The sequence below is a fragment of the Butyrivibrio sp. X503 genome (genome assembly GCF_003625475.1).
Lineage (GTDB): Bacteria > Bacillota > Clostridia > Lachnospirales > Lachnospiraceae > Butyrivibrio.
Genome location: NZ_RAIQ01000002.1, coordinates 318821 through 343773, shown reverse-complemented (window position 1 = coordinate 343773; position 24953 = coordinate 318821). Strand labels below are relative to the sequence as shown.

At 41.8% G+C, this 24953-nt stretch carries 20 protein-coding genes and 1 tRNA gene; 20 read left to right on the top strand and 1 reads right to left on the bottom strand.

Going from position 1 to position 24953, the window contains the following annotated elements; genetic code table 11:
• The first annotated feature begins 28 nt into the window (after positions 1-28).
• From ilvB to glgB, 6 genes are all read left to right on the top strand, one after another.
• Positions 29-1711 carry a biosynthetic-type acetolactate synthase large subunit gene (gene ilvB / locus D6853_RS04460; RefSeq protein WP_120656772.1) on the top strand — a complete coding sequence of 561 codons (1683 nt, stop codon included), beginning with the start codon at positions 29-31 and terminating at the stop codon, positions 1709-1711.
• Positions 1712-1747: 36 nt separating this feature from the next.
• Positions 1748-3274 carry a L,D-transpeptidase gene (locus D6853_RS04455; protein ID WP_158588656.1) on the top strand — a complete coding sequence of 509 codons (1527 nt, stop codon included), beginning with the start codon at positions 1748-1750 and terminating at the stop codon, positions 3272-3274.
• Positions 3275-3452: 178 nt separating this feature from the next.
• On the top strand, positions 3453-4535 hold the full coding sequence (gene serC, locus D6853_RS04450) for a 3-phosphoserine/phosphohydroxythreonine transaminase (RefSeq protein WP_092242861.1): 1083 nt from the start codon (positions 3453-3455) through the stop codon (positions 4533-4535).
• Entirely contained in the window at positions 4535-5704 is a 1170-nt protein-coding gene (locus D6853_RS04445; RefSeq protein WP_120656768.1) for a phosphoglycerate dehydrogenase, read from the top strand. Before serC ends, D6853_RS04445 begins: the two co-directional genes overlap by 1 nt.
• A 2-nt stretch (positions 5705-5706) precedes the next feature.
• Positions 5707-6960, top strand: a complete 1254-nt coding sequence (locus D6853_RS04440) for a DUF1015 domain-containing protein (protein WP_120656766.1) — start codon at positions 5707-5709, stop codon at positions 6958-6960.
• 44 nt (positions 6961-7004) lie between these two features.
• Positions 7005-9434 (top strand): 1,4-alpha-glucan branching protein GlgB, encoded by a 2430-nt coding sequence (gene glgB / locus D6853_RS04435; RefSeq protein WP_120656764.1) that lies wholly within the window; start codon positions 7005-7007, stop codon positions 9432-9434.
• Between the two features lie 39 nt (positions 9435-9473).
• Here glgB and D6853_RS04430 read toward each other — a convergent pair.
• Positions 9474-9546 (bottom strand) — tRNA-Thr (locus D6853_RS04430).
• Positions 9547-9718: 172 nt separating this feature from the next.
• Between D6853_RS04430 and D6853_RS04425 the strand changes: the two genes are divergently transcribed.
• The 14 genes from D6853_RS04425 (at position 9719) to D6853_RS04360 (ending at position 24943) form a co-directional block, all read left to right on the top strand.
• Entirely contained in the window at positions 9719-10243 is a 525-nt protein-coding gene (locus tag D6853_RS04425) for an adenine phosphoribosyltransferase (RefSeq protein WP_120656762.1), read from the top strand.
• 5 nt (positions 10244-10248) lie between these two features.
• Positions 10249-12528, top strand: a complete 2280-nt coding sequence (locus D6853_RS04420; protein ID WP_120656761.1) for a RelA/SpoT family protein — start codon at positions 10249-10251, stop codon at positions 12526-12528.
• Positions 12528-13181: an MBL fold metallo-hydrolase gene (locus tag D6853_RS04415; protein ID WP_120656759.1), complete on the top strand. Its 654-nt coding sequence runs from the start codon at positions 12528-12530 to the stop codon at positions 13179-13181. Before D6853_RS04420 ends, D6853_RS04415 begins: the two co-directional genes overlap by 1 nt.
• A 61-nt stretch (positions 13182-13242) precedes the next feature.
• Positions 13243-14655, top strand: a complete 1413-nt coding sequence (gene hemZ / locus D6853_RS04410; RefSeq protein ID WP_120656757.1) for a coproporphyrinogen dehydrogenase HemZ — start codon at positions 13243-13245, stop codon at positions 14653-14655.
• A 12-nt stretch (positions 14656-14667) separates the two neighbouring features.
• Positions 14668-15336, top strand: a complete 669-nt coding sequence (gene hypB, locus D6853_RS04405; protein WP_120656755.1) for a hydrogenase nickel incorporation protein HypB — start codon at positions 14668-14670, stop codon at positions 15334-15336.
• Positions 15337-15549: 213 nt separating this feature from the next.
• Positions 15550-16698, top strand: a complete 1149-nt coding sequence (locus D6853_RS04400; protein ID WP_120656754.1) for a GGDEF domain-containing protein — start codon at positions 15550-15552, stop codon at positions 16696-16698.
• 98 nt (positions 16699-16796) lie between these two features.
• Entirely contained in the window at positions 16797-18902 is a 2106-nt protein-coding gene (gene topA, locus D6853_RS04395) for a type I DNA topoisomerase (RefSeq protein ID WP_120656752.1), read from the top strand.
• 150 nt (positions 18903-19052) lie between these two features.
• Positions 19053-19832, top strand: coding sequence for a GTP-sensing pleiotropic transcriptional regulator CodY (gene codY, locus D6853_RS04390; protein ID WP_120656750.1), 780 nt, complete (start codon positions 19053-19055; stop codon positions 19830-19832).
• Positions 19833-20062: 230 nt separating this feature from the next.
• On the top strand, positions 20063-20458 hold the full coding sequence (gene flgB / locus D6853_RS04385; RefSeq protein WP_120656748.1) for a flagellar basal body rod protein FlgB: 396 nt from the start codon (positions 20063-20065) through the stop codon (positions 20456-20458).
• 14 nt (positions 20459-20472) lie between these two features.
• Positions 20473-20919: a flagellar basal body rod protein FlgC gene (gene flgC, locus D6853_RS04380; RefSeq protein WP_120656746.1), complete on the top strand. Its 447-nt coding sequence runs from the start codon at positions 20473-20475 to the stop codon at positions 20917-20919.
• A 61-nt stretch (positions 20920-20980) separates the two neighbouring features.
• Positions 20981-21325: a flagellar hook-basal body complex protein FliE gene (locus tag D6853_RS04375; RefSeq protein ID WP_120656744.1), complete on the top strand. Its 345-nt coding sequence runs from the start codon at positions 20981-20983 to the stop codon at positions 21323-21325.
• A 43-nt stretch (positions 21326-21368) separates the two neighbouring features.
• Positions 21369-22988: a flagellar basal-body MS-ring/collar protein FliF gene (gene fliF, locus D6853_RS04370; protein ID WP_120656742.1), complete on the top strand. Its 1620-nt coding sequence runs from the start codon at positions 21369-21371 to the stop codon at positions 22986-22988.
• A gap of 52 nt (positions 22989-23040) precedes the next feature.
• Positions 23041-24075 carry a flagellar motor switch protein FliG gene (gene fliG, locus D6853_RS04365; protein ID WP_243108294.1) on the top strand — a complete coding sequence of 345 codons (1035 nt, stop codon included), beginning with the start codon at positions 23041-23043 and terminating at the stop codon, positions 24073-24075.
• Positions 24068-24943, top strand: a complete 876-nt coding sequence (locus tag D6853_RS04360; protein WP_120656740.1) for a FliH/SctL family protein — start codon at positions 24068-24070, stop codon at positions 24941-24943. Before fliG ends, D6853_RS04360 begins: the two co-directional genes overlap by 8 nt.
• Positions 24944-24953: the final 10 nt, after the last annotated feature.

The window sequence follows — 24953 nt, the reverse complement described above, 5'->3', positions numbered from 1 at the left end:
CTTTAAAAAATAGGATGGTATATTAGAAATGCAACTTACTGGTTCACAGATCGTATTGGAATGTTTAAAAGAACAGGGAGTGGATACTGTTTTCGGATATCCCGGAGGAAGCATTCTCAATATTTATGATGAGCTGTATAAACAGCAAAATGATTTTTTGCATATAAGAACTTCTCATGAGCAGGGCGCCGCTCATGCTGCCGACGGTTATGCAAGAGCTACCGGCAAGGTTGGTGTATGTTTTGCGACAAGCGGCCCCGGTGCCACAAATTTGGTAACCGGAATTGCAACTGCTTACATGGATTCAGTTCCCATGGTAGCAGTTACCTGTAACGTAAATCTTCCTCTCCTTGGAAAAGATACTTTCCAGGAGGCTGATATTGCCGGTATTACAATGCCCATTACCAAGCACGGTTATATTGTAAAAGATATAAAAGAGCTTGCTTCAACAATGAGAAAGGCATTTAAGATAGCGACAACAGGTCGTCCGGGTCCCGTTCTTGTCGATATAACAAAAGACGTCACAGCAAAGACCTGCGATTTTAAGCCTCTTAAAAATGATAAAAAAGAAGAGATAAAGAAATCTTATACTGATGAAAACATAAATGCTGTTCTTAAAATGCTCAAGGCATCAAAGCGTCCTTTTATTTATGTAGGCGGAGGTGCTGTTATTTCAGGTGCTTCCAAAGAGCTAGCTGAGTTCGTTTCGAAATTCAATGCGCCTGTTTGTGATACACTCATGGGTAAAGGTGCTTTTGACGGAACCGATAAGTTGTATGCAGGCATGATCGGCATGCACGGAACAAAGGCTGCAAACTTCGGTGTAAGTGAGTGCGACCTTCTCGTTACTTTAGGAGCGAGATTTTCTGACAGAGTAACGGGTAATGCCAAGACATTTGCTTCAAAAGCAAAGATCCTTCAGATCGATGTTGACGCTGCCGAGATCAATAAGAATATCAGGACCAATTATTCTATAGTCGGTGATCTTAAGGAAGCTCTTTCCGATATCAATAAAGTGCTTCCCAAGATGGATCATTCCGATTGGGTTGCTAAGATTGATGATTATAAGAAGCAGTTCCCTCTTAGCTATGAGAAGGATAAGCTTACATGTCCGTATATCATCGAAACTTTAGATAAGCTTACCAAGGGTGATGCCATTATCTCTACCGATGTAGGTCAGCATCAGATGTGGACTGCTCAGTATTATAAATTCAGAAATCCCAGAACCTTCCTTACTTCAGGAGGACTCGGTACAATGGGATACGGACTTGGTGCCTGTATAGGAGCCAAGGTCGGCATGCCTGATAAGACCTGTGTAAATATCACGGGCGACGGATGTTTTAGAATGAATATGAACGAGCTCGCAACTGCTTCGGGATACGGCATTCCCATTATTGAGATTATAATCAATAACAGCGTTCTTGGTATGGTAAGACAGTGGCAGACACTTTTCTATGAAAAGCACTACTCGCAGACTGTATTTTCAGATAAGGTTGATTATTGCAAGGTTGCTGAGGCTCTTGGCTGCAAAGCGATCAGGATCACCAAAAAATCTGAAGTTGAAGACGCATTAAAGAAAGCATTAAATTCCAAGGTTCCTGTAGTTATCGATTGCGTTATAGAAGAGGATGACAAGGTGTTCCCTATGGTTCCCGCGGGCGCTTCTATAAGCGAAGCTTTTGATGCCAAGGATCTTGCGAAGAAAAAATAATATAAGGAAAGACTTCATTTAAGTTGGGGAAGGATGATGAAGAAAACAATTAAGCGTATATGGCTTATGCTTGTTATTAACTTTGCGGCCATTGTAGCTTTGTACATCGCACTTGCGTTTTATTACAGCGACGGATTTCCGTGTTGCTGTTGGATAAACGGTGTGTATTGTACCGGAAAGAGTGTAGAAACAGTAAATAAAGAACTTCTTGCTAAGCACGGGTACGAAGGCGTCAATGTAATTGACGCCGGAGGTGCCGAGCTTTATATAAGTGCGGAATCTGTTGATCTGAAAGCGGATTATACAGAATCGCTCAATTCTTTTATAGAGTCACGGAACTCTTTTCTCTGGGGCTATAATCTATTTAAAAATCTCATTGTAAAAGTTGAACCGAGGGTATCTTTATCTGAAGATAAGCTTCTGGGGGTTGTAACTGATTGGGAGATCTTTTCTGATATAGGAAGTAATGATGTCTATATAGAAAAGGGCGATAACGGTTATATTCTGATAAACGGAATAACCGATGTTCCCAATAAAGAAAAGATTGTAAATACCGTATATCATTGCATGCTTCACCTTGAAGACACAGCCGATCTCGGAGCTACGGAAGGCTGTTACACGGAGGTTGAGGCGACAGAACAGCAGAGGGCTACGATGGATCTTTTTGATAAGATAAAAGAACTCCAGCCCTGCGGAATTACATATGATGTCGGCGGTGAGCAGATCAGCTTCGGGCCTTCAGTTGCATCTACCTGGTTTGTTACGTCTGATGAGCTTGATGAATATATGTATCAGGACACATCTTCTACAGATCCTTCGAGCGGATTGTTTATTATAGACAGAGCTGTTCGTACATTCCCTTCTGAAGAAGAGATGTATACACTGAACGGTTTTGTCTGCGATGCAAACGGAAGCCCTATTATAAGTGAAAAGAAAATATATGATACTTTGAACAATATCGCGAGGTCTCACAGCACTGAAAGTTTGATAGAGAGATACAGACAGACTCATGAAGGAAACATCTTGGTTAGAAAGGGAAGTAAGGGTGACGGCAGCCTCTATGATGTGAACGGAGAGTTTAATTATATTGTCGATAAGTATGTTTCCGGCGATATTTCTGCTGAAGAGACGAGACCCTTTTCTTATTATGATTCTGTTGTCTCATTTGATGCGGCGAGTGAGCTTGGCGATACTTATATTGAAGTAAATATGAGTAAGCAGCTTCTTTCGTATTATGTAAACGGTGAGCTTAGTATGCAGATGCCTGTGGTTACGGGAAATATCAACAGAGGAAGAGGAACGCCGGCAGGACTTTTTAATGTCTATAATAAAAGGTATCACACTTATCTTAGAGGAACCGATTATGTTTCTTATGTAAATTATTGGCTCGGAGTTAATAAAGGCGTCGGAATTCATGACGCAACATGGAGAACTCAGGAAGAATTTGGAGGAGAAACATTTAAATCAAACGGTTCTCACGGATGTATTAATTGTCCGCTCGAATCAGTTGAACAATTATGGAATGTCGCAGAAGTAGGCACTCCGGTTATATTATACTATTAAAATATCCGCTCTTTTTTGATTAAAAGAGCGGATAAATTTTTGATCAAAAACTGATTTAAAAAAATAAAATAACAAAGATTATGGAATGACGTTATTGACATTTTTTGTTCTGCGTATAGAATAAAATTATTGAGGCTTTTTAATGCTTTAATATGATAAAACACAGGAGGATACAAAAGTGTCACGAGTTTATAATTTTTCTGCCGGACCGGCAGTGTTACCCGAGGAAGTATTGAAGCAGGCAGCTGCAGAGATGCTTGATTACAATGGATGTGGAATGTCTATTAACGAGATGAGCCACAGATCCAAGACTTTCGATGAGGTTATTCAGACTGCCGAGCAGGATATCAGAGATCTTATGAATATTCCTGACAACTACAAGGTTCTCTTTTTACAGGGTGGCGCAAGCCAGCAGTTCGCTGCAGTTCCTCTTAACCTTATGAAGAACGGCAAGGCTGCATATATCGTTACAGGTCAGTGGGCTAAGAAGGCTTACCAGGAAGCTCAGAAATACGGTGAGGCTATCGAGGTTGCTTCAAGTGCCGACAAGACTTTCTCTTACATTCCTGATTGTTCGGATCTCGACATCCCTGAGGATGCAGATTACGTGTATATCTGCGAGAACAATACAATCTACGGAACAAAGTTCAAGACTCTTCCCAATACCAAGGGACATGTTCTTGTTTCCGATGTATCATCATGCTTCCTTTCAGAGCCTGTTGATGTAACAAAGTACGGTGTGATATATGGTGGCGTTCAGAAGAACGTTGGACCTGCAGGTCTTGTTATCGCCATCATCAGAGAAGATCTTATCAGAGATGACGTTCCCGCATTTACACCTACAATGCTTAAGTGGAAGACTCAGGCAGATAACGGTTCACTTTACAACACACCTAACTGCTGGAGCATCTACATGTGCGGTCTTGTATTCAAGTGGCTCAAGAAGCAGGGCGGACTTGAGGAGATGAAGAAGAGAAACGAAGCTAAGGCTAAGATTCTTTACGATTATCTTGATCAGAGCAAGATGTTCAAGGGAACAGTAAGACCTGAGGACAGATCACTTATGAATGTTCCTTTCGTAACTGACAGCGAAGAGCTCAACGCTAAGTTCATCAAAGAGGCTACAGCCGCAGGCTTTGTAAGCCTTAAGGGACACAGAACAGTTGGCGGTATGAGAGCAAGTATCTACAACGCTATGCCTATCGAAGGCGTTCAGAAGCTCGTTGAATTTATGGCTAAGTTTGAGAAGGAGAATTCATAATGTATAAGTACAAATGCATGAACCCGATTGCAAAGATCGGTCTTAATAATTTCACTGATCAGTATCAGGTAGTAGATAATGTTGATGATGCAGAAGGTATTCTTGTCAGAAGTGCCAACATGCTTGAGATGGAGTTCTCCGATAACCTCCTTGCGATCGCAAGAGCAGGTGCCGGAGTTAACAATATTCCTCTTGATAAGTGCGCTGAGCAGGGTATCGTTGTATTCAATACACCCGGTGCAAATGCGAACGGTGTTAAAGAGATGGTTCTTGCTGCAATGCTCATTGCTTCAAGAGATATCATCGGCGGTACAGAGTGGGTTAAGGCCAATGCAGGTGATCCCGATATCGCTAAGCTAACAGAGAAATCAAAGAAGAAGTTCGCAGGAACTGAGATCTTCGGCAAGAAGCTCGGTATCATCGGACTCGGAGCTATCGGCGTAAGAGTTGCAAATGCTGCAAGACAGCTTGGTATGGATGTTTACGGATATGATCCTTATCTTTCAATCGATGCAGCTTGGAGACTTTCTTCAGACGTTAAGCACGTAACCAATGTTGATGATATTTATTCTAAGTGCGACATCATCACAGTTCATGTTCCCGCACTTGATTCTACAAAGGGTATGATCAACGCTGAAGCTATCGCTAAAATGAAGAAGGGTGTTATCCTTATCAACCTCGCAAGAGATATTCTCTGCAACGAAGTTGATGTTCTTGCCGGAATCAATTCAGGAAAGATCCGCAAGTATGTTACAGACTTCCCGAATCCTACAACATCAGGTCATGACGGATGTATCGTTATTCCTCACCTTGGTGCTTCTACAGAGGAGTCTGAGGATAACTGTGCTGTTAAGGCGGTTCTTGAACTTAAGGATTATCTTGAGAACGGTAACATCAATAATTCGGTTAACTATCCTAACTGTGACATGGGCATTTGCACACGTCCCAGAATCGGAATTTTCCATAAGAATGTTGCCAACATGATCAGCCAGTTCACAACTGCGCTCGGTGATGCTGGTTACAATATCTCCGATATGACCAATAAGTCTAAGGGAGACTATGCTTATACACTTATCGATCTTGAAGATAAGATCACAGACGATCTTGTTAAGAAACTTACTAAAGTTGACGGTGTTATCAGAGTCAGAGTTGTAAAGAAAGAAGCATAATTATGGCGGATATCAGACCTTTTAAGGCATACAGACCGACAAAAGAAAAAGTGGGAAGAGTTGCGGCTCTTCCCTATGATGTTTTTAGCAGAAAAGAGGCTCTTGAATATGTAAAAGAAAACCCTGAGTCTTTTCTTGCTATAGACAGACCGGAGACACAGTTTGAACCGGATCATGACATGTACGCTCCCGAAGTTTACAAGAAGGCGCATGACATGCTTCATGAACAGATGGAGAGCGGTGTCTTTGTTCAAGACGAAGAAAAGAGCTATTACATATATGAGCAGACAATGAACGGCAGAACTCAGACCGGAATAGTAGCCTGCGCTTCCATTGATGACTATTTAAACGGAGTTATCAAGAAGCATGAGAATACAAGAGCTGACAAGGAAGAAGACAGAATCAAGCATGTCTATAACTGTGAAGCTCAGACGGGCCCCATTTTCCTATGCTACAGAGAAAATAAGATGCTTTCCGATCTTATTAATAAGGTTAAGGAAGTTGATGAACCTGTTTATGATTTTGTTTCTGCAGATGACGTGAAGTCCAGAGTATGGGTTATTGATGACAAAGAGGAGACCGATACGATCAGCAGGATCTTTGCTACCATCGATGCCGTTTATATTGCGGATGGTCATCACAGATGTGCATCTGCGGTTAAGGTCGGGCTTAAGAAAAGAGAAGAGAATGAAGGAAAGGTTCGCGGCAAGCAGGAATATGACTATTTCCTCTCGGTTCTTTTCCCTGACAACGAGCTTATGATCATGGATTACAACCGTGTGGTTAAGGATCTTAACGGACTTTCCAAGGAAGAGTTTTTTGACAAGCTTAAAGAGAAGTTTGATCTTGTAAAAGAAAATGAAGCTGTTAAACCCGCTAAAAAAGGCGAGTTTGGACTCTTTATCGATGATGAGTGGTTCAGATTGTCCGCTCATGCAGACATATTAAAGAGCGACGCGGTAGACGGACTCGATGTTTCCGTTTTGCAGAATGAAGTTCTTTCTCCTATTCTTGGTATCGGTGATCCCAGAACGGATAAGAGAATTGATTTCGTTGGAGGTATCAGAGGCCTTAAGGAGTTGGAAGACAGATGCCACAGTGACATGAAGCTTGCGTTTTCAATGTATCCAACATCTATTTCGGAGCTTTTTGCGGTCGCTGATGAGAAGAGACTTATGCCTCCAAAGTCAACTTGGTTTGAGCCTAAGCTCTTAAGTGGGTTATTTATTCACGAAATTAATGGTACAATTATCTAAATAACAACAATTTGAATATTGTTTTTTATTTGGAGGGGACCATAGTGAATAACAGACTGTACAAGATGATGAACTGGCCGGAGATTGAAGAGATTATTTATTCTGATGGAGACGATCCACACAGAATACTCGGAGCACATAAGGTTGGAGGTAACTATCTTGTGCAGGCATTTTATCCAAATGCAAAGTCTGTAAGCGTTCTTGTTGAGAATACCAAGAAGGCTTATGAAATGGAGCTTGCCGACGAAGCGGGGTTTTATGCGGTTATCATTCCGTATGTCGATAAGCTTAAATACAAATTCATTATTACCGATGAAAACGATAAGCAGGAAACTGTGATCGATCCGTATTCCTTCGGACCTTCAATGGATCGCGAGGATTTTATAAAGTTCGGAAGCGGTATTCATTACCGTATCTATGAAAAATTAGGAGCTCATCCCATGAGGCGTGGCGGAGTAGCAGGCACGCAGTTCGCGGTATGGGCTCCTTCTGCTGCCAGAGTGAGCGTTATTGGCGATTTCAATAACTGGGACGGAAGAATGTGTCAGATGCACAGGCTGGACCCTATCGGAATTTTTGAGATATTCGTTCCGGGCGCCAAGGTTGACGACGGCTATCAATTTGAAGTTAAGACAAGAAGCGGTCATATATACAAAAGACCCGATCCGTATGCTACAAAATCAAAAGGCGAAAACGGCGTGATTTCCGTTATAAATAAGTTTGCTCCTTTTAAATGGACAGATGAAAAATGGATCGCCGCAAGAAAGAAATTTGATAAGGATGAAGGTTCACTTTCTATCTGTGAGCTTTCTCTTGATGCGTTTGCGGAAAGGCATGAGCATAAGAGCACGATAGAAGAAATCACTCAGGATATTCTTAATTATGTTACGGATCACGGCTTTGATACAGTTGAGCTTATGCCTGTAATGAAGCATATCCCCGAGCATTTTTATCATATTCTTGATTTCTTTGCTCTTGATGATGCCAACGGTAAGCCTGAAGAGTTTATGAACTTTGTAAACACGATGCATGAGAACGGCATCAGAGTAATCCTTGACTGGGTACCAACGTTCTTTCCCAAGGCGTCTTACGGACTTAGTGATTTTGACGGTAAAGCTCTTTATGAATATGAAGACCCGAGAGTCGGTATTCATCCAAAATCAGGCGATCTGATATTTGATTACGGTAGAAAAGAAGTTACGAATTTCCTTGTTTCGAACGCTCTTTTCTGGATTGAAAAATATCACGTTGACGGGCTTAGGATTTCCGATATCTCAAGGATACTTTATCTTGACTATGACAGAAAACCCGGCGAATGGATGCCCAATATCTACGGAGGCAATGAGAATCTTGAGGCACTCGAGTTTCTTAAGCAGCTAACTACAGCCGTACATAAAGATAACCCCGGAGTATTTATGATCACAAAGGAAACTGCTTGTTGGCCTCAGGTTACAGACGGTATAGATGATGGCGGACTCGGATTTGATTATAAGTGGAACAACGGCTGGACAAGAGATTTTCTTTCATATATGCAAAACGATCCTTTGTTTAGGTCAGGCCATCACGATGAGCTTACGTTTAGCATTATCTACAGCTATACAGAGCGGTTTATATTGAGCTTTACGCATGAGGAGCTTGAGAAGGGACTTGAGGGGCTCTATTATCTGATGCCCGGAGATTCAAGCCAGAAGATGGCTAATCTAAGACTGGCGCTTAGCTTTATGATGGTGCATCCCGGTAGAAAGCACATCTACATGGAGCCTGATGCGCTTACTGTTGATCAGTCTGTTTTTGTTGAAAATATGCTGTCCAAACTAAATGCACTTTACAAAGAACATGATGCACTCCATCAGCTTGACAGCGTAGAGGGCGGATTTGAGTGGATCAATAATCTTGCAGCCGATGACTGCATGGTCTCTTTTGCAAGGAAGAGTACCGATGAAAAAGAGATACTTCTCATTGTTGCCAACATGGCAGGAATTGAGAGGGAATATGACATCGGAGTTATTGCAGACGGAAGATATACCGAAATCTTTAACAGCGACGATGTAAGTTACGGAGGTTCCGGACTTCTTAACGAAGGCAAGATTGAAGCCAAAAGAAAAGAGGCTGACGGACGCGATTATTCCGTTAACATAAAGCTTGCTCCCGTTTCGCTTGCAATCTTCTCGTTTACTCCTTACACACAGCAGGAGAAGAAGATACGTGCGATAAAGGAAGAAGAGGAGATCAAGAAGGAAAAAGAGCGTGACGAAAAACTAACTGCTCTTAAAGAAAAACAAAACGAAGAAGAACAAAAGCTTCTTGCAGAGCTTAAAAAGAAATACGAAGCAGAGCTCGCAAACGAAGAAAAGGCCATTGAAGAGAAATACGCCAAGATAGAAGAAGAGCGCATCTTCAACATAGTTTCCAAGGAGGCTATCAAGAGCATCTCCAAGAAAACAAAGACCAAACGCTCGCTGAAGAAAAAGTAATAAAAAAAGAAGGCTGATAAAGCCTTCTTTTTTATTTAAAGCTGGAAAAGGGACTTGAACCCTCGACCTACTGATTACGAATCAGTTGCGCTACCAACTGCGCTATTCCAGCATACCGCTTTGTACGTGGCACAAAAATGATTATACATTCAGGATGCCCATTTGACAAGAGAAATTGGAAATATAATTATTCAAATGCAGTCAGATTGTGATATAATAATATGCTGAAATAAAATTTTTTATTGCCGGTGCGTTTTAGCGCAAAGGTAGAGAGGATTTTCATTATGAAAGATTTAAAAGATTACGTTAGAACCATTCCCAATTTCCCTGAGGAGGGAATAATGTTCAGAGACATCACTTCTGTTTTGCAGGATCCGGACGGATTTAAGCTTGCAATCGACAAGATGCAGGATCTGGTTAAGGATTTGGATTTTGACGTTGTTCTTGGTGCGGAATCCAGAGGCTTTATCTTTAGCGCACCCATTGCATATAACAGAGGAAAAGCTCTTGTTCCTGTTCGTAAGAAGGGCAAGCTTCCTTGCGATACTATCGAGGTAGAATACGATCTTGAGTACGGCAAGGCTGTTCTTGAGCTTCACAAGGATGCCATTAAGCCCGGTCAGAAGGTACTTCTTGTTGATGACCTTATGGCTACAGGCGGAACAATCGAGGCAATGATCAAGCTTGTCGAGATGCTCGGCGGCGAAGTTGCCGGAGTTTTAGTCCTTATGGAACTTAAGGGACTTAAAGGAAGAGAAAGAATCAGCAAGTACAGACTTGATGCTGCAATAAGCTACGAAGGGAAGTAATCTACATGCCGCAGGACTTCGATGACGGAAAAATTGAAGCCATTGAGGAATTTCAGGCGCCTGATAAGCTCTATGAAGGACTTATAGAGAGAGTCAGAAAGTATCACCCTTCGGATGATATATCTCTTATTGAAAAGGCTTACAACACAGCGTCTGAAGCTCACAAGGACCAGTTACGCAAATCGGGTGAACCTTATATTATTCACCCTCTTTGTGTTGCCATAATCCTTGCTGACCTCGAAATGGATAAAGAGACTATAGCAGCCGGCCTTCTTCATGATGTTGTAGAAGATACGATCTACACCAAGGAAGAGGTCGAAGCGGAGTTTGGCGCGGATGTTGCGTTACTTGTTGACGGTGTTACCAAGTTGACGGCTCTGCAGCTTTCAACAGATAATGCCAATAAGACGCAGGAACAGCTTGATATGCAGGCTCAGAACCTTCGTAAGATGTTCCTTGCCATGGCCAAGGATATCAGAGTCATTCTGATCAAACTTGCCGACAGACTTCATAATATGAGAACTCTTGCTCATATGCCTCCCGAGAAGCAGTCCAGGATTGCTCAGGAGACCCTTGATATTTATTCTCCTATAGCGGGAAGACTCGGTATCAGCCGTATCAAGGTAGAGCTTGATGACCTTTCACTTAAATATCTTAAACCCGATGTTTACTATGATCTTGTGGAGAAGGTTTCCGTAAGAAAGAGCGAGAGAGAGAAATACGTTGAGGATATCTGTGCCAATGTCAGAAAGGCTATTGCAGATGCCGGAATCATCGGTGACGTCAACGGAAGAGTTAAGCATTTCTTCAGTATATATAAGAAAATGCGCAATCAGAACAAGACTCTCGATCAGATATACGATCTTTTTGCCATAAGGATTATTGTTGCGACCGTTAAAGACTGTTATGCGGCTCTTGGAGTCATTCACGAGATGTATAAGCCTATTCCCGGAAGATTCAAGGATTACATCGCCATGCCCAAGCCCAATATGTATCAGTCTTTACATACGACGCTTATCGGACAGACGGGTCAGCCCTTCGAGATTCAGATACGTACCTATGACATGCATAGAGCTGCTGAATACGGTATCGCTGCCCATTGGAAATATAAGGAAGCATCCGACGGTAAAAAGGCCGAAAACGGAGAAGAGGAGAAGCTCATCTGGCTTCGTCAGATATTGGAATGGCAACAGGACATGTCTGACAACCAGGAGTTCATGAACCTTCTAAAGAGTGACCTCAACCTTTTCTCAGAGGATGTTTATTGTTTTACCCCTACAGGAGAAGTCAAAAACCTTCCTGCAGGTTCTACGCCTATCGATTTCGCGTACAGTGTTCACAGTGCTGTAGGTAACAAGATGATAGGTGCCAAAGTTAACGGTAAACTCGTGCCGATTGATTATAAGATCCAAAACGGCGACAGAGTTGAGGTTATCACCAGCCAGAATTCAAGAGGCCCGAGCAGAGACTGGCTTGCCATTGCAAAGGCTACATCAACCAAGAATAAGATAAATCAGTGGTTCAGGCATGAGCTTAAAGAGGAGAATATCGCCAAGGGTAGAGAACTCCTTATAGAGTACTGTCGCAGTAAGGGAATAGATCTTTTTGCGATTTCCAAGCCTGAATTTCAGAATATTGTTATAAGAAAATACGGCTTCCATGATTGGAACGCTGTTCTTGCTGCGGTCGGACACGGCGGACTCAAGGAAGGTCAGATCATCAACAAGATGCTTGAACTCGGTGAAAAAGAGCACAAGCGTAATATCACCGATGAGGAAGTGCTTGCTGCAGTTGCGGAGTCCAATATTACTCCGCAGGTTTCGGGTTCCGACAATGCCATTATAGTTAAAGGCGTTCACGACGTTGCGGTAAGATTTTCCAAGTGCTGTAATCCCGTCCCAGGTGATGATATCTGCGGCTTTGTTACTCGAGGAAGAGGCGTGTCTATCCACAGAAAAGACTGCGTCAATGTTATCAAGATGCAGGAAGAGGACAGAACAAGGCTTATCGAGGCTAGGTGGCAGTCAGATTCCACAACGGGAAGTCAGTATGCAGCTACGATCAAGATATTTGCCAACAACAGAAGCGGTCTTCTTGCTGATATTTCAAGAGCTCTTACCGAGAAAGATATCGATATCATTTCTATGAATACAAGAACCAGCAAGCAGGGACTTGCTACGATGGAGACTTCTTTCCGTGTATCTTCAAGAGAACAGCTTCGTGGTATAGTTGATAAGATCAGGCAGATTGACAGCGTAATTGACATCGAAAGGACAACAGGCTGATGGCAAAAAGAAAACTTAATGTCGGTTTACTTACACTCGGCATGGTTGCTACCAACTTTTATTTTGTTTTTGATCCTGAAAAGACCGATGAGAATGGCAAGAAGCATGTAATATGCTTCGATCCCGGCGACAAAGGGCAGTATATATATGACTATCTTTCCGAAAAAGACTTTGTTGTGGATCTTATTCTTTTAACACATGGTCATTTCGATCATATAGGCGGCGTAGAGGAACTTAAGAACCTCACTAACGCCAAAGTCGGTTGTTATGAAAAAGAACTTGCCATATGCAAGGATCCTCATCTTAATCTTTCCAATTATTACGGAATGAACATGAGCATAACTCCTGACATATTGTACAAAGACGAAGATATAATTGAGGCTGCGAATCTTTCCTGTAAGCTTTTGGCGACTCCCGGTCATACATCCGGAGGCTGCTGTTATTATTTTGAAGACGGCGACATTCTTATCAGCGGCGATACATTATTTGAGGAATCGGTAGGAAGAACCGATTTTCCTACCAGTTCAACAAGCGAGCTTGTAAGATCCGTTAAAGAAAGATTATTTGTCCTTCCCGATGATACTTATGTTTATCCGGGACATGGCGAGATGACTACGATCGGTCATGAGAAGGATTACAATCCGTTTTTTTGAATTACTGTAATCGGAATAAAAAGAGCCGTTTTGTTTGCGGCTCTTTTTTAAGGTGTTTTTGATGGTTAAGGTTTATATTTCACAAGATAAATATGCATATGACGTACATTCCCTTTTCAAGGCTTTTTTTTCTAAAGTGGATGTTAAAGTTGTCCCTTCGTCGGGTGATTTTTTCGAAGATTCATGCGGCGATGAGATAGTCTATCATATTGATGTCGATGTCGATAAAAACGAGCTTAAGAGGAATATCTACAAGCTTTTATCGAAAGAGACGGGGAAAGAGCTTCCCTGGGGCAACCTTACGGGAATCAGACCTACAAGGATAGTGATGAATCTTTTGGATGAAGGCTATACTGACGACGAAGTTCGTGCATATATGAAAGACACTTATTTTGTAAGTGATGAGAAGATCGAGTTGAGCCTTCTTATCGCACACAGGGAAAAAGAGATCCTTAAAGATATCGATTATGAGAATGGCTACAGCCTCTATATAGGAATTCCATTTTGCCCGACAAGATGTCTTTATTGTTCATTTACGGCTTATCCTATAGGTGCATATGCCAATATTGTTGATAATTATCTTTCTTGCCTTGAAAAAGAGATTGATTATGTCGCTGAGAATTTTAAAGATAAAACGCTTGATACAATTTATATTGGAGGCGGCACACCGACTACACTTGAGCCTCATCAGATCGAAAGACTTTTGTCTTATGTCTATGACAAGCTCGATACTTCCAAGGTAAAAGAGCTTACAGTTGAATCCGGAAGGCCCGATTCCATAACAAGAGAAAAGCTTCAAACAATGAAAAAACTGGGAGTAACAAGAATATCCGTTAATCCTCAGTCCATGAAGGATGAAACTTTGGAATTGATAGGCAGAAGACACAGCGTAAAAGAGCTTGTCGATGCTTTTAAGCTTGCAAGGGAAGAAGGATTTGATAATATCAATATGGATATTATTCTTGGTCTTCCCGGCGAAGATGAAAGAGATGTCGCTTATACCATGGAGGAGATAAAAAAGCTTAATCCCGACGACCTTACCGTTCATTCTCTCGCTATCAAAAGAGGCTCCAAGCTAGCGGAGATTCTTTTGGAAAAGAAGGCTGATGCCAAGGGAAAGGGGAATATCCTGCACGGCGAGGAGGAAGAAGCGCTTGTCATGTCCAAGATGATAAAAGAAGCTTCGGAAGGAGCTGCCGATATGGGACTTCTTCCGTATTATCTTTATCGTCAGAAGAATATAAGCGGCAATTATGAAAATACCGGATATGCTAGAGAAGGAAAAGCCGGTATCTACAATATTCTTATAAATGAAGAGGTTCAGTCAATCGTCGCACTTGGTGCCGGTACGGTCACAAAGAGAGTTTACGGCTTTGGAGGCAGGATAGAAAGGTGCGATAATGTCAAGGATGTCAAGCTCTACATGGAGCAGATAGATGATATGATTGAAAGAAAAAGACAATTATTTTCTTAAAAGGAGAATGCTATGGGTAATGTACGTGTGGTTGAAGTAAAGAGAAGTATTCTGGATGACAACGATCTGGATGCAGAGAAGCTCAGAAAAGATCTTAAAGAAAGTAAGACATTTCTTTTGAATCTTATGTCTTCGCCCGGATCTGGAAAGACAACTACTCTTACGAGAACGATAGAACTTTTGAAAGATAAATACAGGATAGGTGTTATGGAAGCCGATATCGATTCGGATGTTGATGCGATCAAGATCGCAGAATGCGGTGTAAAGTCAATCCAGCTTCATACCGGCGGAATGTGCCATCTCGATGCGGATATGACAAGACAGGGAATAAAAGAGCTTGGTGTTGAGGATGTTGATTTCGCTGTACTTGAGAACGTCGGAAATCTTGTATGTCCTGCCGAGTTTGATACGGGAAGTACCAAGAATGCGATGATCCTTTCCGTTCCTGAAGGTCATGATAAGCCTCTTAAGTATCCTCTTATGTTTTCTATCTGTGATGTTGTTCTTATAAATAAGATCGATGTCATGCCTTACTTTGATTTTGATCTTGAAAAATGTAAAGAGAACATACTTATGAGAAATCCCAATGCCAAGATCATTCCCATCTGTGCAAAGACCGGTGAAGGCATGGAAGAATGGGCAAGGTGGCTATCTGAAAAAATTGAAGAAAGCATCAGATAAGTGATAGCAGTGTTTTGGGATAACACGCGATTTTTGTTTATACAATTTTTATAAAATATACAAAAAGTCCACTTGATCCCCATGGGGGCTGGTGGCTTTATTTACTTAAAGTGAAAAGGCCTCTTGTATTTTTTCTGACTTCGTAGTAAAAATGTGTATGGGTTTATTAGGGAGAAGGAAATGATGATATTCATATAACTGTGGGGTAATGGTATGAATATGGCTTGTTTAGGGGATTTGGTAATAAATATCTACACATTTTCTTTGGCAATGATGCTTCTGATCTTTCAGGAAAATGATAGGAAATCCAAATCAAATCTTAGTTTTACAAAGCTGATAGGAATTTTGGCAATTCTCGTTATTGCCTCTGCTCTTATCGATATAGGAGTGCTTGTAGGTGGAACATTTACAGGCTTCTCTAAATTTGCCACATACGTTATCTTCGCACTCGATCCCTTCGGATTTCTTTTCGCGATCAATTATATTGATTGTTTCGTTAAGAAAGATGAGCTGGTTGACGACCTTAGCGGCTTTTTCATAATGCCCGTTAAGGTGTACGCCATCAGTAATTTTGTTCTGGTTACATTTTCCACTTTGTTTAAATTTAATTGGTTCTATTTGTATGACATTGCAGGCTACCATAGAGGTCAGCTCTTTTATGTAAGACTCTTTTTCCATGCTATGGCTTGCTTTTGCATACTTGCTTATATCATCTATTACAGAAATGCCATTATTTCCGTTTATAGGACGCCGCTTCTAGCACTTCCCATTATTGTCGGTGTCGGCATAGTTTCTCAGTTTGTTATTTCGGGAATCAATTTTGCATATGCAGCGACGGTATTTGCATTCCTTATTCTCTTTATTTATGTGCAAAGGTGCGACGTAAATATGGATTATCTTACCGGTGTTGTAAACAGAAGAGGAATTGACAAGGCTCTGAAGAAGGCAGCCGGTGACGGAATGTTCAAATCATTCTCCGTTATTATGGTTGACATTGATTATTTTAAGCTTATTAACGACAGATTCGGACACAGAGCAGGTGACGAGGTTTTGTCCGCTATTGCTGATATTTTAAAAGAAACTTTTGATGATGATACGGTTGTCGGACGCTTTGGCGGTGACGAATTCTGCGTTGTCACTTCAATATCCGATGAAAAGATTTTGAAAGAGCGTGTAGACAGTATAAAAAAGGCGGTTTCACTTATCGAGTGGAGCAACATGGGCGAAATGGAGCTTTCTGTAAGTACGGGTATTTCTGTCTTTAAGCGCAATAGTAAGATGCAGATCAAAGATCTTATAGACCATGCAGACAGAATGATGTATGAGGAAAAGACGAGACACCATCTTGCGGCGGGCCTGTAAAAAGAGTCTGCTAAAATTTTAGGGTTGACGAAAAGTATTAAAGTGTATATTAATAAGAACGTGAGTAAATTTTGTATGAAGGGGTTGTATTTACAGTAATGGCAACTAAGAAACCAGTATCAAAGAAAAATTCACTTCTTATTGTTGAGTCACCGACAAAGGTTAAGGCTATAAAGAAATTCCTCGGCTCGGGATATGAAGTCGCGGCCAGCAACGGACATGTCAGAGATCTTCCGAGGAGTCAGATGGGCGTCGACATCGAGCACGACTTTGAGCCCAAGTATATTACAATTCGCGGAAAAGGAGACGTCCTTGCGGCACTTAGGAAGCAGGTTAAGAAAGCCGACAAAGTGTATCTCGCAACCGACCCGGACCGCGAAGGAGAAGCTATTTCCTGGCATCTTATCTCAGCTCTTAAGTTAAAAGAGGGCGAGGCCAAGATCCAGAGAGTCACATTCAATGAGATCACCAAAAATGCGGTAAAAGAAGCTATGAAACATCCAAGAGACATCGACATGAATCTTGTTGATGCCCAACAGGCAAGGCGTGTCCTTGACAGAATGGTTGGTTACAGCATTTCACCGTTATTGTGGTCCAAGATCAAGAGAGGTCTTTCCGCCGGTAGAGTACAATCTGTAGCGCTCAGAATTATTGCCGACAGAGAAGAAGAGATCGATTCATTTATTCCCAAGGAATATTGGACACTTGACGTTAAACTTGATATAGCAGGCGAGAAGAAGCCTATCGTTGCTCATTATTACGGCAAGGGCAATGAGAAGAAAGAGATAGAGACCAAGGAAGAGCTTGATGCAATCTGCGCTTCATTGAAGGGCAAGAGCTATAATGTTTCGGATATTAAGACAGGCGAGAGAACCAAGAAGGCTCCGCTTCCTTTTACAACCTCAACTCTTCAACAGGAGGCATCAAAGGCACTCAATTTCTCTACTCAGAAGACAATGAGAGTAGCTCAGCAGCTTTATGAAGGAATCGATCTTGGAAGTGAAGGAACAGTCGGTCTTATCACTTACCTCAGAACGGATTCAACCAGAGTATCTGATGAAGCAGTTGCTGCGGCTAATGATTATATTAAAGAGAACTTCGGAGATAAGTATCTTGCTGACGGATCCGTTTCCAAGAAAAAAGATGTTAAGATCCAGGATGCACACGAAGCTATCAGACCTACTTATGTTGATAAGACTCCGGTTAAGGTTAAGGACTTCCTTTCAAGAGATCAGTTCAGGCTTTATCAGCTTATCTGGAGACGTTTTATGGCGAGCAGAATGGCTGCGGCCAAGTATGAGACCACTTCGGTTAAAATCGATGCAGGTGAGCACCGCTTTACCCTTGCAGCATCAAAGACTGTTTTTGACGGATTTTTAAATGTTTATACTGACGATGAGGATCAGATCGAAAAGAACGTTATCAGCTCAAATTTAAGCCCTGATTCTAAGCTTTCATTTGATTCCTTCGAATCGGATCAGCATTTCACACAGCCTGCTCCTCATTATACGGAGGCTTCACTTGTTCACGATCTTGAGGCTCTCGGAATAGGAAGACCTTCTACCTATGCTCCGACAATCTCTACGATCATGGCAAGACACTATATTACCAAGGAGAATAAGAGTCTTTATATCACCGAGCTAGGACAGGCAGTTAACAAGATGATGATGGATGCATTTCCTCAGATTGTTGATGTTAACTTTACTTCCAACATGGAGGCGCTTCTCGACGGTATCGCGGAAGGCAGCGTTAAATGGAAGACCGTTATAAAGAATTTCTATCCTGATCTTGAAGAGGCTGTAAGCGCAGCAGAGAAAGAGATGGAGAAGATTCAGGTCCAGGATGAAGTTACCGATGAGATATGTGAGGTTTGCGGAAGAAACCTTGTTATCAAATACGGTCCTCACGGTAAGTTCCTTGCATGTCCGGGATTCCCCGAGTGCAAGAACACCAAGCCTTACTATGAAAAGATTGGTGTTAAGTGTCCTAAGTGCGGCAAGGACATCGTAATGAAACGTACCAGAAAAGGCCGTATCTTCTACGGATGCATCGATAATCCCGAGTGTGATTTCATGTCATGGGCAAGACCTGTCGACAAGAGTTGTCCTAAGTGCGGAAGCCTTATGGTTGCCAAGAGCAATAAGCTTGTTTGCAGTAACCAAGACTGCGGATTTATCTGCTCTAAAGAAGATGACAAGAAATAACTGATAATTTGATTGAATTTTTAGAAAACTTTAGCTTTTTTTCATAATTGTAGGCGCTTTCTCGTTTGAAGCGCCTATTTTTTTATGATATGATTACAATAGTGTACTAAATAAATTGTCGCTATTTGGACAACAAAAGGAGATATTTTAATGAGTAGTGTTCAGCTTTTGGATAAGACCCGTAAGATTGGGAAACTATTACACAATAGCAATTCCGGGAAGGTCGTATTCAATGATATCTGCAGAGTGTTGTGCGACATTTTGTCTTCGAATATGTTTGTTATCAGCAAAAAAGGCAAGGTTCTCGGAATCGGTGAGACTGTTGGCGTTGAATCGCTCAGTAAACTGTTTGCCGCAACTGTAGGCGAGTTTATCGATCCTATGCTTAACGAGAGGCTTCTTACCATTCTTTCTACAAAAGAAAATGTAAATCTTGCCACGCTTGGTTTTGAAAAGCTTGATATATCCAAGTTTCAGGCAATCATCACTCCGATAGAGATCGCCGGTGAGAGATTGGGAACATTGTTTATTTATAAGACCAAAGTTCCGTACGATATTGATGACATTATACTTTGCGAATACGGAACTACCGTTGTTGGGCTTGAAATGCTCAGAGCGGTTAATGAAGAAAATGCGGAAGAGAACAGAAAGCTTGCCGTAGTAAAATCAGCGATCAGCACACTTTCTTTTTCCGAGATGCAGGCTATCATTCATATATTTGATGAGCTTGACGGAATGGAGGGCGTTCTCGTAGCAAGTAAGATAGCGGACAGGGTCGGCATAACAAGAAGTGTTATCGTAAATGCTCTTCGTAAGTTTGAAAGTGCCGGTGTTATAGAATCAAGATCTTCGGGAATGAAAGGAACGTATATCAAAGTCACGAACGATGTTGTTTTCTCCGAGATCAAGAAGCTCAAACAAGAGATGTAATAAGGCTTTTGGCATAATATGCAAATTCATATCAGGATGGAATTTGATGAAAGGATTTATCGCTTTTGATAAATCCTTTTTATATATTTTGTAGTGAGTTTTTAATGCAAGCACAATATAAAGTATATTTTGCTTGTATTTTGAACAAAATAATTCTATTATAAATATAAGTATGATACCAAAACTGTATCTATCATTATGTTCATTTTTGGTATCGAGGAGGGTGGCATATGATAAACAGCAATGTTTTTGATTACATCAATGTCCTTGATAAGGCGGCAGATGCTTCCTGGACAAGGAATGAAGTGATTTCCAATAATATTGCCAATGTTAATACTCCCGGGTATAAGAGGCAGGATCTTAATTTTGAAGCCGAGCTTGAAAGAGCTCTGGGCCATTCCAAGTACAGGTCCATGGATCAAAAGGTCGGCGATCTTAAGGATAAGCATCTTAAGGCGAGAGTAGTTAATGATTATTCCAATTTCTCATATAGAACCGATGGGAATAATGTCGATATAGATACCGAGAACGTAACTTTGGCAGCCAACCAGCTTAAGTATCAGGGACTTATGGAAGGGATTAAGTCAGAGTTCAAGAACCTTCAGATGGTAACGAAGTCATCATAACGGAGGGATAGAGTATGAGCATATTTGATTCTTTTAATATCAATTCATCAGGCATGACGGCTGAGAGATTCCGTATGGATATCATCTCCGAAAATATCGCCAATGCCAATACAACGAGGACCAAGAACGGAAGTCCTTATGTGAGAAAGGTTGTTACCTTTGCCGAGAAAGGCTCACAGACTCCGTTTTCAAGAATACTTAACGAGAAGATGGATCACTATTCCGGAAGAGGCGTTAAGGTTACAAAGGTTCAGGATGATACCTGGACGCAGATGAATATTGTTTACGATCCTTCACATCCCGATGCGGATGAGAACGGTTACGTTACATATCCCAATGTCAATACGGTCACAGAGATGACCAACCTTATCGATGCAAGCCGCTCATATGAGGCTAATGCAACCGCGTTTAACGCAAGTAAGAACATTGCATCGAGAGGACTTGAGCTCGGCCAGAGCTGATGATCAACATAATCTTTTTTAACCGATAGTTTGATAAGTATCTGTTTGGGAGGATATTTAAATGGCATCACTTGATATTTCACAGCTTAGAAATGTCTCATCACCTGTTATCAGAAATGCTGAGAAGCTTAACAGCAGAGTATATAACGTCCTTGGAGACGATCAAAAGGGAAACGAGCAGGCTTTTTCCGTTTTCTTTGATAAAGCTGTAGAAAACATACATACAACCAATGCTTATTTATCTGATGCGGAGAATGAGGAGATCAAATGGGCTCTCGGTCAGACCGACAACACTCACGATCTTTCCATTGCGCTTCAGAAGGCTCAGATGGCGCTTCAATATACGACTGCTGTCCGAGACAGAGCTATGGCTGCATACAGAGAACTTACTCAGATGCAGATCTAAGCTTTATTTGATCTATTTTTAGTTTTTTGGGGAGGGAGAATACATGGCTGACAGACTTAAGGCCTTGTGGCAGAAAATTCTCGACTGGTGGAACCAATTCACGGCTAAACAGAAAACACTCGTTGTTGGGGCGGGTTCTGTTATATTACTGACCATAATCATAACGGTTTCCGTACTTAATCAGCCTCAGTACGTTCCTTTGGCTACCGCCAATTCTACGAAAGAAGCTTCCGAGATAAAAGAGCTTCTTGATTCAAACTCCGTTAATTACAAAATTTCCGATGATGGATTGGAATTTAAAGTGCTTAAGAAAGATCAGGCCAATGCCAATCTGCTCCTTGGAGCCAATGATATTCAGTCATACGCTTACAGTATCGATAATGTCACAAACGGTAGTTTTTCAACAACGGAATCAGACAAACAAAAGAAATATGTATTGTATCTGGAAAGTAGGCTTGAGTCTGACTTTATCCAGAAGTTCAGTGCGATAAAGAGTGCCAATGTCAATCTTCATATTCCCGATAACGACGGAACGCTTATCGGAAATAAAGAACAGGCATCTGCGAGCATACTTTTGGAGATGGCGGACGGAGTCGATTTTTCCGAAGATAACGCTGCATTTTTAGCCAAGGCCGTTGCAAAGGCCATCGGCAATGACAATACCCAGAATATTGTCATTCTTGATACTAACGGCAACATGCTGTTTTCCGGAGATGAGGATACAACCACTTCCGGTATGGCAAGCACACAGCTGTCGGTTAAAGCTAAGGCAGAGCAGCTTGTAAAAAATGAAGTTAAGAAGGTTTTGCTTGGGACCAAGCTTTATGATGATATTGAGGTCGCAAGCAATCTTGTGATGGATTTTTCTCATGAGGAGACTGTTGACCATACTTATACACCCGCTGAGGATCAGACTCAGGGTGTTCTCAGTCATGAGGATATATACACCGCTGAAAATGTCAACGGTATCAGCGGTATTCCCGGAACTGATACAAACGCCGATGATGAGACCACATACGTAACTCAGGATAATAACAATTCAAGCTCCAATATTAACGAGGAATCCAGAGATTATCTTCCCAACGAGAAGATAACAACAAGGACCAATCAGCCGGGTGAGATTAAGTATTCCGATTCATCGATCTCTGTTACGGCTATAAACTATATTGTCATGAAAGAGGAGGATTACAAGCCTGCCGAAAACGAGAACATGACATGGAATGAGTTTAAGCTCGCCAATAAGGAGCCTATTTCCGCTGAAGTACCCGAAGATATGATCAATGTTGTATCCAAGGCAACAGGTATTCCGCAGGAAAACGTGGCAATGACTGCCAATAATGAGTATGTATTCTTTGACAGAACAGGATCCAAGATCACACTTACGGATATTCTTCAGATTGTGATGATACTCATTATTCTCGGACTTCTTGCATTCATAATCCTTAGGAGTATGTGGACTGCAAGAAAGACTGAGGAAGAACCGGAGCCCGAGCCTCTTTCGGTTGAATCTCTTCTTGAGTCACAGCCCCCGGAGGAAGTGCTTGAGGATATTGAGATCGATACGGGATCAGAGACCAAGAGGCTTATCGATAAGTTTGTTGATGAGAATCCCGAAGCCGTTGCGACACTTCTGCGTAACTGGCTAAATGAAGACTTTGGCTAAGTTTTAATGATAATTTGAGTTATTACCAAATAATATTTCAAGAGGTAGAACTATGGACGCTGGGATGAGAGGAACGAATCCGTTAACTGCGGATTTTACCGGCACACAAAAAGCGGCAATACTTCTTATAGCTCTAGGGCCCGAGAAGTCATCCGCCATATTCAAACATCTCAAGGAAGAGGAAATTGAGGAGCTTACTCTTGAGATTGCCAATACTAGAAGCGTAACATCGCAGATCAAGGAGGCAATCTTAGAAGAGTTTTACGGTGTTTGCCTTGCACAGCAGTATATTGCGGAAGGCGGTATCAACTACGCCAAAGAGCTTCTTGAAAAAGCCCTCGGTGAAGACAAGGCTCTTGACGTTATCAGTAAGCTTACCGCTTCACTTCAGGTTAAGCCTTTCGAGTTTATCAGAAAGACCGAGCCGTCTCAGATACTTACCTTTATTCAGGATGAGCATCCGCAGACTATTGCTCTGATTTTGTCATACATGTCACCTTCACACTCATCGCTTATTCTTTCGGCCCTTCCTCCCGACAGACAGGCTGATGTTGCCAAGAGAATTGCGACCATGGACAGAACAAGTCCGGATACCATAAAGGAAGTGGAAAAAGTGTTGGAATCCAAGCTGTCTTCTTTGGTAAATCAGGATTATACGATCATCGGCGGCGTAGATGCTGTTGTAGAGATCTTGAATACTGTAGACCGTGCAACGGAGAAGCATATCATGGAGACTCTCGAGATCGAAGAGCCCGAGCTTGCCGACGAGATCAGAAAGAAGATGTTCGTATTCGAGGACGTTCTTCTTTTGGACGACCGTTCTATTCAGAGAGTGCTGCGTGAAGTTGAGAACAGCGACCTTGCTCTTGCTTGTAAGGGTGCTACCGAACAGGTTCAGAATGCTATCTTTAACAATCTGTCCAAGCGTCTTGCTGCAATGATCAAAGAGGACATGGACTTCATGGGCCCTGTTCGTATGAAGGATGTTGAAGAAGCACAGCAGAAGATCGTTAATGTAATCAGAAAGCTTGAAGATTCCGGCGAAATCGTAATCTCCAGAGGCGGAGGTGATGAGCTAGTTGTCTAATCTTTTTAAAGCCGGTTATGTCAGTTTTGATCAAGGCGAAGCTCGCATAATTGACAATAACGAACTTGCAAACAAAAAAATAGAAGAATTTCAGGAGCAGGAAATAAGACGTCAGAGAGCTCAGATGGCAACAGAAGAGGGCTTTGAAGAAGAGGGCGCTCCTGAAGAATTCACACCCGGAATAGATATGAACCAACTTACTCAACTCACGGAAGATCAGAGCATGCTTGGTTCTTTTCCTGACCCACAATTCGATATGGAGGCTATGCAGGCTGAGATTGATCTTAAATTGCAACAGGCACAGGAACAGGCTGACATGATCATCGAAAATGCCAACGCGCAGGCCGATAATATCAGAAATCAGGCTATTGAAGAAGGTCGCACGGAAGGCTATAATGCCGGATACAGTGAAGGTGTAGCCGAAGCGGAAGCAATTAAACAGGAAGCTGAAGCCCACAAACAGGAGCTTGATAAAGAATATCAACAGCTTGTCGATGAACTTGAGCCTGAAATGGTTGATGTTCTTACACAGATTTATGAGCATGTTTTTGACATTGATTTAAGAGAAGATAAGGGAATCATACTTCATCTTCTTAAGAGTACGCTTGGACGTATCGAGCCGGGAAATGATCTTATCGTTCATATATCTTCTGATGACTACGATGAGATTATGGATCACAAGGAGTCTCTCGATGCGTGCATTACATCACCGACCACAACAATGGAGATCATTGAGGATCCTTTATTGAAAGAAAACGAGTGCATGATCGAATCCGACAGCGGCGTTTTTGATTGCAGTCTCGGTGTTGAGCTTAAAGAAATATCAAGGAAGCTTAAGCTTCTTTCTTTTGACAGAAAGAAAAGATAAAAGAAGGAAA